The organism is Marinomonas posidonica IVIA-Po-181, assembly GCF_000214215.1.
GTDB classification, from domain to species: Bacteria; Pseudomonadota; Gammaproteobacteria; order Pseudomonadales; family Marinomonadaceae; genus Marinomonas; species Marinomonas posidonica.
Window position 1 is genome coordinate 2,486,469 of record NC_015559.1, and the last position, 17,654, is coordinate 2,504,122.

The 17,654-nt window shown below is 41.7% G+C and carries 20 protein-coding genes; 1 reads left to right on the forward strand and 19 read right to left on the reverse strand.

Features of this window, described 5'->3' with window-relative positions:
- Nucleotides 1-124: 124 nt before the first annotated feature.
- From MAR181_RS11530 to MAR181_RS18115, 9 genes are all read right to left on the reverse strand, one after another.
- Entirely contained in the window at nucleotides 125-493 is a 369-nt protein-coding gene (locus MAR181_RS11530; protein ID WP_013796769.1) for a hypothetical protein, read from the reverse strand.
- Between the two features lie 395 nt (nucleotides 494-888).
- A complete protein-coding gene (locus MAR181_RS11535) occupies nucleotides 889-1,722 on the reverse strand; it encodes a carboxymuconolactone decarboxylase family protein (RefSeq protein WP_041651315.1) in 834 nt (277 codons plus the stop codon).
- Between the two features lie 62 nt (nucleotides 1,723-1,784).
- Nucleotides 1,785-2,177, reverse strand: coding sequence for a MerR family transcriptional regulator (locus MAR181_RS11540; protein ID WP_281001522.1), 393 nt, complete (start codon nucleotides 2,175-2,177; stop codon nucleotides 1,785-1,787).
- A 30-nt stretch (nucleotides 2,178-2,207) separates the two neighbouring features.
- Entirely contained in the window at nucleotides 2,208-2,804 is a 597-nt protein-coding gene (locus MAR181_RS11545; protein ID WP_013796772.1) for a DJ-1/PfpI family protein, read from the reverse strand.
- A gap of 93 nt (nucleotides 2,805-2,897) precedes the next feature.
- Nucleotides 2,898-3,560: a YoaK family protein gene (locus tag MAR181_RS11550; protein ID WP_013796773.1), complete on the reverse strand. Its 663-nt coding sequence runs from the start codon at nucleotides 3,558-3,560 to the stop codon at nucleotides 2,898-2,900.
- Nucleotides 3,561-3,952: 392 nt separating this feature from the next.
- Nucleotides 3,953-4,969 (reverse strand): alpha/beta fold hydrolase, encoded by a 1,017-nt coding sequence (locus MAR181_RS11555; protein WP_171810318.1) that lies wholly within the window; start codon nucleotides 4,967-4,969, stop codon nucleotides 3,953-3,955.
- A gap of 260 nt (nucleotides 4,970-5,229) precedes the next feature.
- Nucleotides 5,230-5,847, reverse strand: coding sequence for a LysE family translocator (locus tag MAR181_RS11560; protein ID WP_013796775.1), 618 nt, complete (start codon nucleotides 5,845-5,847; stop codon nucleotides 5,230-5,232).
- A gap of 54 nt (nucleotides 5,848-5,901) precedes the next feature.
- Nucleotides 5,902-6,774 carry a MipA/OmpV family protein gene (locus MAR181_RS11565; protein WP_013796776.1) on the reverse strand — a complete coding sequence of 291 codons (873 nt, stop codon included), beginning with the start codon at nucleotides 6,772-6,774 and terminating at the stop codon, nucleotides 5,902-5,904.
- 169 nt (nucleotides 6,775-6,943) lie between these two features.
- Entirely contained in the window at nucleotides 6,944-7,378 is a 435-nt protein-coding gene (locus tag MAR181_RS18115) for an SRPBCC family protein (RefSeq protein ID WP_013796777.1), read from the reverse strand.
- Nucleotides 7,379-7,500: 122 nt separating this feature from the next.
- Here MAR181_RS18115 and MAR181_RS11575 point away from each other — a divergent pair, with 122 nt between their 5' ends.
- Nucleotides 7,501-7,839, forward strand: coding sequence for a winged helix-turn-helix transcriptional regulator (locus MAR181_RS11575; protein WP_041651317.1), 339 nt, complete (start codon nucleotides 7,501-7,503; stop codon nucleotides 7,837-7,839).
- A gap of 200 nt (nucleotides 7,840-8,039) precedes the next feature.
- Here the strand turns inward: MAR181_RS11575 and MAR181_RS11580 are convergent, their stop codons facing one another.
- The 10 genes from MAR181_RS11580 to MAR181_RS11620 form a co-directional block, all read right to left on the reverse strand.
- The gene (locus MAR181_RS11580; protein ID WP_013796779.1) at nucleotides 8,040-8,600 is read right to left on the reverse strand and encodes a VOC family protein; all 561 of its coding nucleotides are present in this window, start codon (nucleotides 8,598-8,600) and stop codon (nucleotides 8,040-8,042) included.
- A gap of 233 nt (nucleotides 8,601-8,833) precedes the next feature.
- Nucleotides 8,834-9,445 (reverse strand): DJ-1/PfpI family protein, encoded by a 612-nt coding sequence (locus MAR181_RS11585; protein ID WP_013796780.1) that lies wholly within the window; start codon nucleotides 9,443-9,445, stop codon nucleotides 8,834-8,836.
- Nucleotides 9,446-9,657: 212 nt separating this feature from the next.
- The gene (locus MAR181_RS11590; protein WP_013796781.1) at nucleotides 9,658-10,278 is read right to left on the reverse strand and encodes a response regulator transcription factor; all 621 of its coding nucleotides are present in this window, start codon (nucleotides 10,276-10,278) and stop codon (nucleotides 9,658-9,660) included.
- Nucleotides 10,279-10,453: 175 nt separating this feature from the next.
- Nucleotides 10,454-11,524 (reverse strand): beta/gamma crystallin-related protein, encoded by a 1,071-nt coding sequence (locus tag MAR181_RS11595; RefSeq protein ID WP_041651319.1) that lies wholly within the window; start codon nucleotides 11,522-11,524, stop codon nucleotides 10,454-10,456.
- A 307-nt stretch (nucleotides 11,525-11,831) separates the two neighbouring features.
- Nucleotides 11,832-14,051: a sensor histidine kinase gene (locus MAR181_RS11600; RefSeq protein ID WP_171810319.1), complete on the reverse strand. Its 2,220-nt coding sequence runs from the start codon at nucleotides 14,049-14,051 to the stop codon at nucleotides 11,832-11,834.
- A gap of 652 nt (nucleotides 14,052-14,703) precedes the next feature.
- A complete protein-coding gene (locus MAR181_RS11605; protein ID WP_013796784.1) occupies nucleotides 14,704-15,222 on the reverse strand; it encodes a DUF2569 domain-containing protein in 519 nt (172 codons plus the stop codon).
- A gap of 412 nt (nucleotides 15,223-15,634) precedes the next feature.
- Entirely contained in the window at nucleotides 15,635-15,925 is a 291-nt protein-coding gene (locus MAR181_RS18710; protein ID WP_013796785.1) for a cupin domain-containing protein, read from the reverse strand.
- A gap of 119 nt (nucleotides 15,926-16,044) precedes the next feature.
- The gene (locus MAR181_RS11615; RefSeq protein WP_216086342.1) at nucleotides 16,045-16,221 is read right to left on the reverse strand and encodes a hypothetical protein; all 177 of its coding nucleotides are present in this window, start codon (nucleotides 16,219-16,221) and stop codon (nucleotides 16,045-16,047) included.
- 109 nt (nucleotides 16,222-16,330) lie between these two features.
- Nucleotides 16,331-16,735, reverse strand: a complete 405-nt coding sequence (locus MAR181_RS18250) for a GFA family protein (RefSeq protein WP_013796787.1) — start codon at nucleotides 16,733-16,735, stop codon at nucleotides 16,331-16,333.
- Nucleotides 16,736-17,218: 483 nt separating this feature from the next.
- Complete coding sequence (locus MAR181_RS11620) at nucleotides 17,219-17,605, reverse strand: GFA family protein (protein ID WP_013796788.1); 387 nt, start codon at nucleotides 17,603-17,605, stop codon at nucleotides 17,219-17,221.
- Between the last annotated feature and the right edge of the window lie 49 nt (nucleotides 17,606-17,654).

Consider the following 17,654-nt stretch of genomic DNA (forward strand, 5'->3'; position numbering starts at 1 on the left):
TTTTCACTTTGGTTATTCGAGGCAAGTTTCGCCGTCCAATATAAGTATATTGGCAGCAAGCTTAACAAAGAATAAAGAGAGCCTAGCGCACGTCTTTCGGGCCTTTCAGAAGACTTCCCTAGGTTTATGTGCGATTAGGTCGGTGTCCAAGTAAATAAGCCGTCCAAGTTAAGATACTAATGAAGAAGCATGCAGTCATCGCAATTAAAGCCAATATGGCTCGCACAAAATCACTACCGTGCACATGACCTTGCTCGTTATCTTTTGCTAACGCACTTAAACAGTGTTTAGGACCATCCAATGGATAGAAGGTAAAATCGATTACTCGCTCCAAGAATGTCCAGTAATAATGGAACCTTTTATTGGTACTCCGGTTGGCAAAGTAGCCCACTCTCGCGGAGATGGTAATATCGGGATCCCCTCCCGCAATGGCATTGCCAAGCTGATCAATGGCTACCATGACATTCCACAACCATTTAGTGATAGCATCCATAACCTTCTCCCGACGTAATCGAGGCAGTTTGCTAGTAAACTAGGCGCTGACAATGAAGCCGATTTTAGTAATAGTCATCAGATGACATTATCGTATTTGCTTGTTCATCTTCGCCCTACACAAGCCTATTTGAACCATCATGCGACGAGACCATTCCTAACGTCTGTAAAAGATACCATTCTCATAAGAAGCTCAACAGGTACAATTAATGGCACAAGTATCGTTTTCAAACTTCAATTGAAGCTGATAATTGAACATGAGCCACAAGGTTTTCTTATAACAAACTGAACAGATTTATGTCCACCAATTGTTGCTGACGTTTCAGGTAGAGACGGTGAACGACAGCCACAAAGTCAAAATCCCCCCATTTCAATCAAGGATCAAATGACTGATCTTTAATCCGTGCTTTGATCATTCAATACCTCTTTTAAGGCCAAAGTACCATTGATCGCAGAAGGGAACCCCGAATAAACGCTCATCAATATCATGATTTCACGTATTTCGGCTTGGCTTAGGCCAATATTTAACCCCGCTTTTATATGGAATATGAGCTGTGAGGAAGCGGTGCCCAACGCTGTTAAAGCAGCAATGGTCGCCATTTCTCGATGCTTTGCATCTAATGCAGGCCTCGAAAACACATCGGCAAAACCGTATTCAATCACCAATCTGGCGAGGTCTGGTGAAATGTTTTGAAAGGTTTCCTCTAGAGCATTCACTTGATTGGGATTGAGTCTTGTTAGGTGCTTAGCGCCCCATTCATAACGAGTCAAACCTTGAGGAACAGAGGACGGTTGCGCCCAGCTGGCTTCGTTTTCTTTTCCTTCTGCGTTTATTCCTTCGACGTTTTTCCCTTCTAACCGTCGATCCGCCAACACCTCTTTCAACGCCAACATGGCATTAATGGCACTAGGAAAGCCGGAATACGCCGACATTTGTAAGATCACTTCTTGGATTTCTATCCAATTACAACCCACGTTCAATGCCCCATGAATATGGACTTTTAGCTGTGGTTCGGCATTCCCCAATGCCGTCAGAGCAGCCACTACCACTAACTCTTTCGACTTTAGAGCCAGTTCTGAACGGTTATAAACATCGCCAAAAGCATACTCAATAATGTAGTTTGCTAAATCTGGCGACACCTCTTGTAAACTGTCTAAGACTTTTTCACCGGCCTCTTGGTCGATTTCCTTTAAATGCTTCAATCCCGTTTCATAACGCTGATTCATCATGCTCTCATTCGCTTCTGCTTAATTAAGGAATAAGCAGCTTAATTCTTAGAGTAAACTCTAAGTCAAGCCTTCACTGCCTGATGAATGAGCTGATCGTAATAGAGAATCTTGTCTTTAATCTTTTCTAGATGCTCGGTTTCAAGGGCAATTTTCGCCTCTATAAGGGCAACATGTTCTTGTAAGAGTTGTTTGCGCAACTCAGCCGTCACATCTCCCTGCTCTCTTAAATCCGCGTAGTGTTTTATTTTATCCAGTGGCATTCCCATGTCTTTAAGGCGCTGGACAAAGGCCATCCAGTCGAGGTCCTTTGAAGTGAAAAAACGATGTCCACTGGCATTTCTTGCCACATGCCTAAGCACACCAATTTTTTCGTAATATCGAATGGTGTGGGCTGACACATTTAATAACCTAGAAAAGCGTTGAATATTGATACAGACTCCAAAATAAAGACACAACGAATGCGCTTATCAATCGAAATAGGTTCGTTATAAAAAAGGCGTTACGACAGATAGGCTATGGGCCACCGATGCTTCTTTCTCGCCCACCGGTGCCACATAATGTACAGCAGATTCTGCGGCTTCCAAACCCGCGAGTTTGGCCAGAACCCAAGCCGCTAAATATTGTGACGACATACAACCACCTGCCGTCGCCACATTCCCTTGTGCAAAAAAGGGCTGATTGAGAACCTTAATACCCGACTCAATCACCCAAGGTTTGGTGGTCAAATCGGTACAAGCCGGCAAACCTTTTAAAATGCCCAAGACGGAAAGCAATAAGGTGCCTGAGCACTGGGCTCCAATTAATTGCTGTTCAGGGTTTAACCTTAAACGCTCAAGAATGGTCGGATCATCAGCGATATCGCGCGTGTAAATGCCACTACCAAATAAGACAACGTCCGCCGTATTCGCAAACTCTAACGGCTGCTGAGCCGACACGGTCACGCCATTCATCGATGTCACCGTTTCTGCAGGACATGTTATCTGGACATGCCAACCCGCACTTTTCATCCGATTCAAAATCCCAGCGGCGATAAATGAATCCAATTCATTAAACCCCTCAAAGGTTAAAATAGCGACATTCATGATTTAATCCTTAAAATTAATGCTAACTGTCTACAAAACACAGCCTATTCAAGTGCCCAGTCACTCAGCCATGACTGACATTGACATTTCCACCTAGCCTTGCCGACGATTCATGTAGAAACGATACACGACCGCCATAATGAAACAACTTCCCGCCGGGAACAACAGCGCCATGAAATGATACAGCTGATACAACAATGCCCCTATGGTACCGCCAAAAACAAAACCAATGATGATGTATAGGAACAACTGAGCTTTACGCTTATCAAGCGCTTCGCCCCTGATACACTTGCCCAGCATAATGCCCAAATCGGTAAAAATCCCAGTTACGTGAGTGGTCCTAATGATGGCACCGCTGTAAGTGGTGGCCAAAGCATTTTGCAAACCACACGCAGCAGAAGCAAAAAAGTGCCCATAGAACGAACCACTGGATAATAAAAATAACGAGACCAATAACAAGATGGCTTCTAAAAACAATGCCGTATCGTAATGCCTTCCCAGCTTGAGGCTCGATCCATGCAATAACACACCAGATAAAATCGCCCCCAATAAGAAGGACAACAGGACGCCCATCAAATGCAGACTGGTTTGAAAAGAAGAATTGAAGAAGCCAGTACCAAGTAACGTCGCCGTACCCGATAAATGCGACACAGACTGATGGTCAAAACTCAGCAAACCAATGGCATTCACACAGCCTGCCACTAGGGCCAGAAAAAAGGCCCCTATCTCTACCCATCTTGGTAATTGTGATATCAAAGTTCAAAGACTCCTATACCGCTAACATCAAGCTAAGCGAATAAGACATAAACAATCACCAAATGCCTGCCTTGCACTCCGCCTATCATTTTTTCCATGATCGGTCCTAGTTTTGATCATCAGACCTTGGGTTACATAATCACCCTTAGCATAGCGAGTATTGAAACGAGTTACGACAGACGTTCACTGAATGCCAATTTAACCCCAAGTGCCGCAAAGCTTGTGGCAAACAACTTCTGCATGGCCAGACTCGCCTTTTCTGACTTAAGGAAGGTACGAATAAGTCTACTAAGCCTCAGCATGTGGAGGTAGGTTATTAGGGCAATGCAGGAGCAATTGCCGAGGCAAGAGGACTTGTTCGCACCTTCCCAAGGTGTTGGATTGGACGTACTTCAAGGTGACTTCAATAATCCTAAACGACGAGCCGTCTGTCGTACTAAATCGTTGAACTTTTGAGGTTCTTCGAACGGAGGCCCATGAGCTGAGTTCTCAAACCAGATCAACTCTTTTTCAGGTGCTTCCAGCACTTTAAAGTACTGCTTTCCCAACGTTGGAGAGATCACTTTATCGTGTCGGCCCATCACCATTACAATTGGGACATCAATGCTTGGGTGCCGTTGATAGGCGTTATAGTTTTTTTGTTCAGGCCACAACGCAGCCCCAGAGGAATCCGTACCCTGTACAAATGTAATTAAATCAGGCCATGAAAATTCATCCGTACGGATCATCGAGAAAGCCAACTCAAGATCACTAGAGCCATCCATGAACGTACCACCGAATTGGCTAACAGCTCGACGTTGCGTGATAAATTGCTCAATAGTATAGGGTGGATAGCCAATTGCTTCTAAGCGCTGAATTGCTTCTTCGTCTTCGCTTTCACGAGCACGAGCCAATGCCCACTCATAACCTTCTTTGTCACTATCAGCCTGATTGGTGGTTTGACTAATCGCAATGTAGGAGGCCACCGTTTCAGGATGCGCTGCAACGTGCTCAAGAGCCAGCACTGTGCCCCACGAGTGACCTATCAAAAGGACTTTTTCTTGCCCAAACTCCACGAGTAAAACATTGATCAACTCGCCCAAGTCCTTTGTTAGACGATCAATAGTAATCTTGCTAAGATCACTCTCAGGGTCATAGCTGTGAACGGCACCACGCTGCTCCCAATAAACAACCACAAAGTCCTCTTCAAGTGCCGCGTTGTGCGTCCGCAAAAAAGGTGTTTCCGATGCGCCTGGTCCACCATGAACAAACACCAGTAATGGTGCTTGTCGATTTTTACCACGCATAAGAACGTACTGCTCTACTCCCCCTAACATAACACTACGTTCTTCAGCGATAGCATTGGGTATTAGGTTACCTGAAGCATCAATAAACGGTCTGGTGTATGTACCCGCTGTAAAGTATGCCAAAACTCCAATAGCTACTACAAACAGAACCAAACATATAAGCAACATTCGCAATATACGAAATCGTGGCTTGGGTGATGGCTTTCTTGACATTATCTACCCTCCTTTATGATGATCTTAGCACTGTGACGTTAAAGCAACTTTATATGAAATGATCCCAGCCAACATATGCACAGTAAATCCAACGCCTGCATAACGGGCAATAACACCTAGGCTAAAATTGGAACAAAGCAACTGAGCCTGCGAGCGAGTTTATGCGACTGTTATACCCTTTCACTAAAAGCCAATTTAACCCCAAGTGCCGCAAAGCTTGTGGCAAACAACTTCTGCATGGCCAGACTCGCCTTTTCTGACCTAACAATAAAAGCACTGAACGTACCGGATAAAAACCCATAGACAAGAAAAACCGCAAACGTCATTAACATAAAGACGCTACCTAGGGTCAGCATATTGATGAACACACTTTGCGTTGTATTAGGAATAAACTGAGGCAAAAAGGCCAAAAAGAAAATGGACAACTTAGGGTTTAAAATATTCAACAAAAAGCCTTTCATGATAAGCCCAGTATAGCTTGTACCTGATGACGTCTTACTGACAGAAAGAGGCGAAGATGTCCGCCACATTTGCCACGCCAGATACAGCAAATACACAGCACCGGCATACTTAACGATCTGAAACGCGAGCGCACTTGTATGAAAGATCGCCGCCAAGCCAAACGAGCTGGCCAGCAGCGCTGGGAGAATCCCCAAGGTACAACCCAAAGCGGCAAAAAAACTGGCCCGTTTTCCCACAAAAAGCCCGATCGCCACAGTATACAAAACCCCCGTCCCTGGCATTAACACAACAACCAAGGAGGTCAGCAAAAACTCGATCGACATCATATTCTTCTTCCTTCTCATTGAAAGCTGATTGACTCTTTAATGGTGTTAAATGTTCTAAAAACACCAGAGCAAAGAAAGTCCACCGGTCACGTCAGTGGTTTCAGTAACCAAAGCACTCTTTTCAATCTCATCGCCATAGGCTTCAACGCCTACTTTGGCAACCAACTGCATATTTCTAAACAGATTTTGACGGAACAGCAATGCTACGCCAGAAGAACGATATCCACCGTCAAAATCGGTTTGGTTATAACCTGATGAGAGTGACTCGGCAGCAGAAATACCAAAGTAACGGTCAAACTGTTCCTCATCGCCAAAGGTAGTATAAGCCAATAAATCCAGACTGCGGCGGCTGGAGCTGACAAAGGTGTGACCAACCGAAATTTTTACCCGGTAACCAAAGTCACTTGGGCCTGCGGATAAGCGTCCTGTCAACCAGCTTCTGTTGTTATTGCCGAACAGATAGTTACCTTCGACAAAACCAAATACGGCCGAACCACGGTGAGGAATGCCTTCAATATTGCCAGCTTCAAGATCACCAGAGGGCAGAACAGTTTCATGTCTTACACCAGCCTGTACCAACCAGTTGGTATTGACCATACTGCGCCAACCAAGTTCGGCTCCATCAATGTTAAAGCCTTCCAAAAAAAAGAGGTTTTTGCCACTGCGATACTGCAATGCCCCTCCGCCTTGTACTTCAATTCCATATTCCTTAGAACCATCAAAGACTGGTGAGTATTTCAAGTTTGCCCCAAAAGACGGAACAAAACCGTCACCTTTAGTGTGGTCAGCAATGCTTGCCACCGAGATGGCATGGGTATATTGATCCTGAGCCAAAGAAGAAACAGGTAAAGCCAAAAAAATCGAGCCAAGTGTTATTGATGTGAAGAGGTTGCAGCGACAACTCAGCTCAATACTGCTTTTTTGCATTTTTGGTGATCCATTTAAATAAGTAACAATCGTTGTTTATTATAATTAAAAACAAGCGTTATTATTCAACTTTCACAGCTTAGTCGTCATTATTTCTCTCTTCTGGTAAATCGGTCAAATGGACTTCCCAAACTCTACTGACCCTATTTGTTTATTATCTTAGGCTTACTCAAGCAATTTGCTTTTGCAAATAAGACTTAAATGCTGCCCCAAAAAAATGGTCCCAACCTGAATGACAAATATCATAGCAATTTACTTCTGGAGTTAATCCTACATGCGTGAAATGGACATCCGTATGTTTACCTTTATCGATAATCTCGAACCGTAATGTCGTATTTTCCCACTCTGTCCTCATTTCCGGCGTTGTAACTGGATGAATATGGTCTGCTTGATAGCAAAATAGTTCTAAGGTTTTGTTTGCTTCTAGTGTAATAACTTCAAAAGACCACGTAGTACCATCTTCAAATTTAGCCGTTGTTTTATCCCCGATTTTATCTACCGAAGCTGTCATCTCAGTCCACCAATTCGACATCTCTTTTGTTAGGGCATTAAAAATACGCTTCGGGGTGACTTTAACGGTTATGGAGTGTTCGTAATTCTTCATTATTGACTCCTGTTTTGTGCTTAAAATAATAATATATTCATTAAAGTACAAAAATGTAAGTAGGCAATAATTTGGTATATAGTATGGTTTTTAATACTAATAGAGTAAAAAGAATTATAACCATGACGTCAAAAAAAGAATCAACGCAATCCACCGAAGAGAGGCTATGTCCAATGCCTCAAATAGCAAAATTAATTGGGGGAAAATGGAAATTAGTCGTACTGCAAATTTTGATTTTTCATGGAACCCACAGATTCAATGAGTTACGCCGAAAGATTGAGGGCATCACTCAAGCTATGCTTACAAACCAACTAAGGGCACTAGAGGAGGATGGATTAATATCGAGAAAAATATATGCTGAAGTTCCTCCACGCGTTGAGTACTCCGCTACGCAAAAAGCAATGGATCTAAACGAAATGTTTGAAGAAATGCATCGTTGGTGGGTCAAGTATGAAGGCTAACGTTTATAGCAGACGCAACATTTGTTAGGCAGACTCTACGCATCAGAGTTAAATTATTCAGGGACTCTAGTAACTAACTCCATCTCAACTTTTAGATCTAGAGCATCCACGCTTACTGTCGTGGTCAAGTAAAACTGCCACTACATCCTAGCCTTTCCCTTCAAGTATAATGGTCACTCTGTATGCAATGGTGAGAAGATTTAATGTTCCGATAACTGACTAACGCTTTGACCATGTGATTCTCTCCATTTCTTCACTTCAATAAATCCAGGCTTATTCCGAATTTTTTGCTCTGTAAATTGAAACAGCTCTTCGTCTGACAAACCAAAATCAACTTCGAATCTACAGGGTTGGCTCACATGCCATGGGGTATCCGTAAATAATTCAAATCTATTATTTTCAGGGTCCAGAAAATATATCGACCATGTGTTGCCGTGGGAAACAGTTTGAAAATTTGCCGAATAGCTCGCTAACGCCTCGTAAAATGATCTTAAATGTGTCAAAGAACTAACACGAAACGCAATATGATCCATCGGACTATTGATTTCCGAACTCGGCTTTCTAGGCGTTAAGACTAACTGGTGGTGTTCTTGAGGACTGTTACTTAGAAACACCATCCCATCCTGCCCTTCTCCTCTGTCAGTGACAACGAGACCGAGACATTGGGTATAAAAATTTTCCATTAGGGTTACGTTTTCTACGAAAATCTCAAAATGGCTCAATGCGATGTTTGGAAGTGTTCTTGAATTTGAATTATTCATGTTTCTCTTAATCTTCTTAACGCCAATGTAAACGGCACGAGGAGCGAGTGACCAGCGACTGATAGGGAGCGTATTTAATGTGACAGTTATGCTCTGTATCTTCCAAAGCTGTGCCGGTTTTTGGAATTTCCAAAATTTAAACTTGCCTCATGCGACGTAAGCATTTCCTCTACTGCCTTCTTTAGCAATTTGGCGATCCGTGTTGAAGGGGTTGTTATGTTTTATTGTTACATTCAGCTCTGTAATTTCGCAAAAGGATCCCAGTTAGGGTTTCGATGCCAATCATACTCAGCCCAAATAGCCACCTGCTCAGAAACATCTTCACCTAATATTCGACTGATTAAAGCCAGAGACATATCCATGCCAGCGGATACCCCGGACGAAGTGAAGATATTCCCATCCTCTACCCAGCGCGCTTCTCGTATCCAATCGACTTTATCACTCTGCGATACAACCCAATTAAAAGCCCTTTTATTCGTTGTTGCACGACGTCCGTCGAGTACACCAGCTTTAGCCAATAAGGCGCTTCCAGTACAGACTGACGTTACAAACTCTGATGTCTGCGCTCGCTCGCTAAGCCAACCGAGTAAGAACTGGTTATTTATTTCTGTACGTACCCCCATTCCACCGGGGACAAATAAAATGTCATATTCTCGGCTTTCTTTGAGACTATAATCGATTACGGATTTAGGCCCTTGGGCACTTTTAACGACACCTTCATTTTCAGCCAGAAGATTGATATCGAATTTTTCCGGCAATAGCCCAAACATTTCCAAGGGGCCAAATACATCCAATAATTCAAATCCATCAAATAAGACAACCCCTATCGTTTTCTGGACACCCATCTATGTTCTCCTTTTCTTAAAAACATATCGCCGCGTTACCGTGTGAAAGGCGTGCACTACAATTTAAACAAAACGTAATTAAAGGGGTCAAATTAAAGGGGTCAGAGTTAAACTTTATTTAATTTTACTCTGACCCCTTTAATTTGTGACCCCTTTAATTTGCAACTGTATTTTAGGAGTGACTTAGGTTACGCAAGCGCATTAGGAACAGGTTACATATAGTGATCCAATAGCAAACCTTGTCGCTGGGCAAATAGGACAGCTTGTGTTCGATTCTTTGCGTTCAAACGCTCCAAGACACTGGAAACATATTCTTTTGCGGTGAGTGGCGATATGCCTAAACGGCTAGCAATTTCTTTATTTGACAGACCTTCAGCCAGACATTTTAACGTGGCACGTTGCTTCACTGATAAATAGATCAGATCACTGCCTTCTTTTTCTGATATCACCACAATTTCACCATTTAAGATGTCGGAAATGGCTTGTTTCATCACGTTTTTTGACGTGGATTTGGCAATGAAACCATTGGCTCCAAGATCGATCATTTGACGAATACTAGCACCGAAGTCGAGGGTAGATATAACCACGATAATCAAAGTAGGATAGCGTTGGCGTATCGTCTTTAACCCATCAAGATTTCGGCTGCCCGGCATACAAATGTCCAATAACAATAGGCTAATATCTCGTATTTCAGATAAACATTGCAACGTACTCGGATAATCGGCCGTCGAGCATACATGAACATCGTCTAAAAGCTCTTTAATCAGGAGCGTTAATCCATCCCGATATAGTTCGTGATCTTCCGCTATAAGTACCTTTTCACCTTGTGGCATAGCACGCTCTCGTCAGTGGTAGGGTGGGGTGGAGAGAACAAAAAATACACTCAAAAACAGATTAACAAGGTTCAACAGTCACCTCTTTTAAACACGTAGTGAGGATAGCCACTAACTTAAGACTGAGTAAAACATCCTTCCAGTACTTAAGTTAATGGTATTAAACGACAACGCTTTACTCAGAAAGGGCTCTCGTCTCTATTTTAACCTCACCAGCCTGATAGTCATCCACTTCAAAAGTCACTTTTTGCTTTCCCTTAAGCTCCGACCCTTTCAAACGATAAATATAGTTAGCTTCCACCTTGTACTTTTTAAGGGTCAACTCAATACTGGCTTCACAACGGTGATTAGGGGGTAAAGTTATGGAGACGGATTGACCGTATTCAGCAGTTTCCGATGTTATTTCTTCTTCACCTACGGTAAACGTGTTTTCTAATTGACGGCTAATGGTTGTTGAAATGGTCCCTGATACTGCTACCCCCTCTACTGTCATTGATGCTGTCTCACTTACTTCTATCCCATTCATTGTTGAATCACTCCACGAGCGGCTAATAGAACTCGAGAGCGTTTTTTTCAGTTCAACCGTGTAAACTTGATCTACGGACGATTTCGATATACAAGACCCTGATATAGAAATGGGTCTACCAGCATAGATTTCCTCCTGCGAGGTATATTCAATACCTATTAATTCCAAATTGGCACGTCGTATTTTCATACTGGAAACGAGGTCGTTAAAACCATAATGCCCTAAGTAGTGCTCTCCCGCCCCTAGCTCTAAAGAACTACCACGAAAGTCAGTGTCCTTATAAAGGACAACACTACACCCTTCAGGCACCTTTAATGAAGTAAGTGAATCATTCATTAAAAATGGCGAAGGATATTCAGTCACCTCTTCCGTTCCTGCTAGATTTTGCTCAAACCCAGTAAAGTTTGCGTGTTCGTAAAATCGCACCAATGGATACACTTCAGGGTAATGTTTCCTGACCTTCATTGAGCTTATTTGATCATTCCAAATGCTTATTTGACCATTCGAAATTGTTGATGGGAGTATTCCGTATTCTCCTGTAAACAAAACGACCTTATCTCCCCTAAAACCGGTACCTGGATACAGTTCAACATACCAGCCCGCTCCCACTTTTAGCGAACTGACCTTATTATCAATGTCTCCTATAGAAGGATACTCCCCTTCTTCAAAATCACGTCTCGTGCCATTGAAATTAGCATCTTTATACAGCTCAACCATCATTCTATATCCCCTTGTTAAAAGTTACTTCCTGCCATTTAGAATTTATATGTAGTGATTAACGCTGCAGCACTAGGGAAGGTACAAATAAGCTTTATGAACCTAGATTTCATCAATGAGTGACACTCGCTGAAACCAGTGGACTTATCACACCCTTCCTAGCCATACAGTCGCTAAAGCCTACTGTTTAATAATATGAATAGGGAATAGATTGGGGTACCCGCCATATGGGGGGAATTTAACAGCATGATGAGTAAAAAAGTAAATTCTCTAATTTTTCGGGTAAATCTGTTTAGAAAACGCTTACACCTTATATCTTAAGAGCGCTCTCTAAATAGCGAATCAAAGAACGAAGCTGAGCGGGACGATAGTTTCGTGGTAAAACATGAACGTCTAATTCTGCTCGCTGAGAAAGGCGCTCTCGTGCTATTTCATCTAGAAATACCGCTAATATCGCTCCATCAAAACGTTTCTTTATTGCCTTGATCTGCTCCAATATGGCATCACCATCAGATGAATCACCTAGATCTGTCAATACCAATACACAGCGGTTATCCCTCTTTATCGTTTGAGTATTCACCTCCTTCTCCGTAACTGGATATCCCCAACGCTTTAGTTGTGTCAGCACTTGCTCAGCAAGTTGAGGACTGGAAAACTCATCGGTAAATTGCAAACTGAACCGTTGGTTGCTAGGCGTTTCAACCTCCTCTCTCAAGGTTGCGTCATTCACTATTGGCAGTCTAACCTGAAACATCGAGCCTTGGTTTTCGACAGATCTCAGACTAATCTCACCACCTAATAATTCAACAAGCTGTTTCACAATCGCTAATCCAATACCCATCCCGGTATGACGATCGGCAACCTTCTCTGAGCGGCTATAAATATCAAATATCATAAGCTGCTCGTCTTGCGTTATGCCACAGCCTGTATCCCATACCTGAATCAAGAGATGCTCTTTACGACCACGTAAGCAAACTAAAACACCTCCTTGCTGAGTATATTTAAGGGCATTAGAGATTAAGTTTCGGAGAATGCGTTCAAAGTGCTCTGAATCGCAAAATAAGGTTCGCTGAGATAGGTGAATACGTAATTTCAAGCCTTTATCACGTGCGTAAGGCTCAAATTCTGCACGCATTTTTTCGATAACGCGATCCAACGCGATATGCTCACGATGTACCTGAACGGCGCCCGCTTCAAGCCTGCTAAGATCCATCAGTTTTTTAAACGAGTCATTCATCGAGCTATGCAAACCATACGCTTTGGATAACAGAACTCTACCAGCCTGAGAAGTAATATGTTCCTCTAAATGAGCTAGAAATATGCTCATGCTATGCAAAGGCTGGCGCAAATCATGGCTTACAGAGGCTAAAAAACGTGACTTTGCTTCATTTTGCAATTCAGCCTGATACTTCTGCTTTTTCAAGTACATAATGCGTACTAACAAAGCAAAAAAATGAATCAACATATGTAAAATCTGTAAAAAAGGCTCTTGCAGAATGTTATACGACAACGTACTCACAAACGGCTCAGGTGCCACAGATAGAACGGCTCCCTTTCTGACAAATGAGTACAAAACAGGTAACCAACCCAGCATAAACAGCAGATAAAAACGACCATGCTCCTTTTGTTTAACTCGACCTGCGTACAACAAGAGAATCACCATCGCAACACCGTTAAGCATGTAGAGCATGGCATTTTCATTCCTACTCAGATAAAAGCTCAACACGAAAGAAAAACAAGAAAGGACAACGGCTGCAACGAAGAAACGATATAACTTCGATTGCGTGGCACCGACCAGCAAAAAGGAACGAGCAAATAACAGCAGACTTATCAAGGTTGCTGAGGCCCACCCCCACAGCCAAACAGGTAGTTCATGGGGTCCATTAAGAAGATAAATACCGAAGTCACTACGTATGATGAAAAAGAACAACAACAGTAGTGAAGACACACCAAACCAAAAAAATGTGGCATCCCTCAAAACCAAAGCACACAATAACGCTATCACCACTAAACCTATAATAACGCCGATAGAGATATTAAATACACGGCCAAGCTTATTGTGCCAGAGACGATATTGACGCTCGTTCATCAATGCAAAATAAGGCGGTGCTACCCATGCTTCGGTATTCAACTCAATAGCAAGTGTGTAGGTTCTCTCTGGCAATAATTGAACACTAAACCCTCGACCAATCACATTGATGTGCTCGTCTTCGAGGCCCTGACTTAAATCAGATTGATAACGCTCAACGTGCGTTTCATCTGCCACCAAGAGAGTGATGCTATTGATAAACAGATTACTAAAATGCAACACCCAATTACTATAATCCGTTTCATTACGTACCTGAAGATAGAAACAATAGCGTGGGTGTTTTTTAAAATTAGGGCGAGTTGTCGTATCTATTGGCAAGGCATCCACCTTCGCCATCGTAAGAATGTCGCTAACCTCCATATTAGCGGGGCAAATGAAAAGGCCAGATGCTTGCGGCGCGGAATTCAAATCATAACGAAGGGCAGAATCCTCCAAGTGCACAACGCCACCTTTCTCCAGTGAAGCGGCATTCATGGATGAAGAAAGTAAAAAAAGCGCGAGCAGAACAAACCATACTCCGCTACTCCTTATCCAAGGCCATTGCATACCATTCCTTCCATAGCACATTAAAGATCAATTATTCCTTTAAAGAAAAACAACAGCCAAGCAAAAAAGCGTCTTCGCTTTTATACATCCGTTAGAGTACATCAAGTTTCTATGTGTATCTCATTGGACTTCTATGACTATAATGCCCCCGGATATTTTCATTCCTCTCATGAATTTTTACATGGCATATCCAGTCTAAAGTCTAGCGTGTAAAAACAACTAGGTGGGTGTCCAGTAAGCTAATGGCATTACCAAGGGCAATTTCAAAACGAGCTAACGCGACATCGGCTTTTTTATACTCAAAAGTAAGTAGGATCGATACCAATTCTAATGGTATCAGATGTAAAAGCAGAATATTTTCGTCATTAGACCTGCTAATGCCCTAAGCTCGAGACCAAACAGGTACAAGTAATTTTCTTCATAATGACGAAATTTAATTAAAGGGGTCAAATTAAAGGAGTCAGAGTTAAATTATATTTAATTTTACTCTGACCCTAATTATTGCTAATTATTTAAATTTGGATAACCTAATACATAATGCTCTAAATTAGCTAACACGTTCAGTGTTCAGCTGAGATTTTTCAGGCATATTCTCTACAAACGTAATCTTAACTCTTTTTGAAAGAAGCATATAAGGAATCCAAATAATACAACTTATAAGTACCAGAATAAACTCTTTTGTTGTCTCTGGATCAAACACCGAAACATCAGGAAAAACTTTGTTCACAAGCCAAGAATCGAGAGGAATAAAAACTAAGGATGCGACAGAAATAGCTATATATACCTTTGGAAAAAGGTAGTTCTTTGAAAAAAACAAATAAAACAAATAAATTGATGCCAAGAAAAATATTATGTTACATGCTAATTCAGCGGCTAACAACGAACTAAAATATGGAATATATAACTCTGATCCTTTTGCAGTTAAGGCTTCCCACATTCCATTTTCAAATATAGATTTGAAAATTGGAAAAATCGTTAAAAGTAAAATAATAGGACGTATTAAAACGCCGAGTCCAACCAAAATCAACCACCCACCTAATCCTTTTAATCTATTATTATCTACCATTTTCAAATCCTCTACCTGTACTGTCTAATATCTTAATAGTGAGCATGAACGTAATTTTTATTGGCACATCGCTTACTCCTTCCTAAAAGGAGTAAGCGATAAATCCTTTTTCATTTACAATAAAGGAATTTCCGGATTTCTACCAGAAAAATAGAGCCTTTTGAAGGTATTAATTACAATATGAAGAAAGCCTTAGAAGATTGAGATACTGTATAAATACGGTTTTTTTAAAGGTTTATCCTCAAGAAGTATGAGTTGGCGTTTAAACAAAATTAAAGGGGTAGAATAAAATTCTATTATTCCACCCCTAATTATTATGTCAAAATTACACCTAATGCCGCGTTTTGCGGAGAACGGGCGTAGTGAGCGATTCCGACACGAGCGCTTTGTTATATTCTTTTAGTAATTAAAGCTACTTTAGCTCTATTTCTATAAAGACAAATTCATACTCGTTACTGTTTATGACGTTGTGTTTTACTCCCTTTGGTCGGGTATATGATTGGCCGACAGTAAGGTCCGAAATGTTTTTGCCAGATTCCGATTCTATTAATAGCTTTCCAGATGTTTGTGGGACTACGACGTAATCATATTCGTGGGTATGCCAAGTCGTTTCAGCACCAGGTGGAAATTTCCATTCGGTGACGATAACTCGATCATTTTCTATTTGTATTGTTGGAACGGCTGTTTGTCTTGTCTCTGTCATAACTTAGCTTCCGATGTGAATATAACGCCCAAAGCAGCGGCGCATTTACGCGTCCAACGGCCTTTGTTTGATAAGTGCGACTTCCTCAATAACATGCTCGATATTATGTGCCGCAGCCACTATTTCGTTCTGTCTTCTATTTCGTCGAATGGTTCAACCGAAATACGTTCAGCAATTTCACGCATTTTCTGCATTTTTTCTGGGTTACGATTTTCCCAAAACCGCTCCCAGTCTTCACGCGTGTTCCACTTAGCAATAGTCAGAACCTTTTCAGGCGGGTCATAGGAACGAAGCATAAAACTACCGAGCGCACCTTCCCTATCAACTAACACCGCCATAAAAGGCGAGCAACTTGTGGCGAGCCCAGCGCTGAAAGAGCGAGTTTTTAATGGCTTAGTTACTCGTTTAAGTTGGAAAGCCATCATATTTTTTTGACTTAATGCCAGCCTCATACCAAGAAGCATGTTCACTCCAAAATATATTATCTTGAGGAGAAATATTGGGGGCTGACTCTAAAATGCCTGCTGGTATCACAAGCGCTTTCCCAGAAATAGACAAATAAGGTACCGGCGAGCCACAACTTTTACAAAAGGCGCTAGTTATTGCTCTCCCAGGTAAATCATACCTTTTTACGCAATCTTCACCAGCTACCCATTCAATGTTCTCAGGCTGAGTGAATAAGTTTGAAGCATGCGCTGAACCTGTGGTTTTTTGACATTGAGAACAATGACATAGATGAAACTGCGAAAACGTATTTTCACATTTAAATTTCACCTCTCCACAAAGACAACTTCCGAATATTACTTCCATTCATTCACCTCTGAGATTTCAACCTGTAACGCCTGCCAGCAAGGGCGAGTGAAACGAGTCCAGCCAGCTTACTGGCGAATTGGCTGGCTTTGTGATGCTGGTTCAATCCAGATTATTTATTTTCTTTATTTGTTTTTCTAGAGCTTCGATATCTTTCTCATTAAATGGAGTGAAAAAATCACTTTTCTTATCCATTTCATCACAATAAATTTTAGTTATGAATTACTCTGCAAATTAAAGGGGTTAGAGTTAAATGATATTTTTACCTCCTTCCAGCGCAAACGCTCAAAACCGTGGTTATTTTTTAGGTAAAATGAGCCAATAATTAAAAAACTGATTAAAGGGCTCTGATCTCTTTATGCTCATTAAGCTCGATATTTCAAAGAGTTATAACGCCGTTTTAAGCGGCTTATAATAGTTTGCTAAAATGTAAAACGAAGTGGAACCGAGAAAACGGTTACGAGTCCGACTTGAAAATTCTTGTTAGGCGTCTACCTCTACTTTCCACCATTTAGGTCTTTTGGAAATATAGGAATGGCTTTTTGGAGCAATAGCTTTAACGTTAGGTCTATCAAATACACCCAATGCAATAGCAATTATTGGTTCATCGTCAAAAGCCCCAATCGTGCTGCCACAATTAGCACAAAAAGCTCTAGAAGAGTATTCAGAAGAGCGCCATTTTGAAGGCTCTCCATCAGCTCCTATCCAAGTTATATTTTCTTTAGGAAATTCGACCCACGCTTGGGTTAATGATCCAGAATGGCGCTGACATTGTCGACAAGAGCAAGTATGAGGTTTTAATGCAGGGCCTTTTGCAGAAAATCTAATATTTCCACAGAGACAGCCTCCTTCAAAAAATTGATTCTTCAAAATTTAAGTAACTCCTAAAGTTTGCAACAATGACGCCTAACGCCTTGCT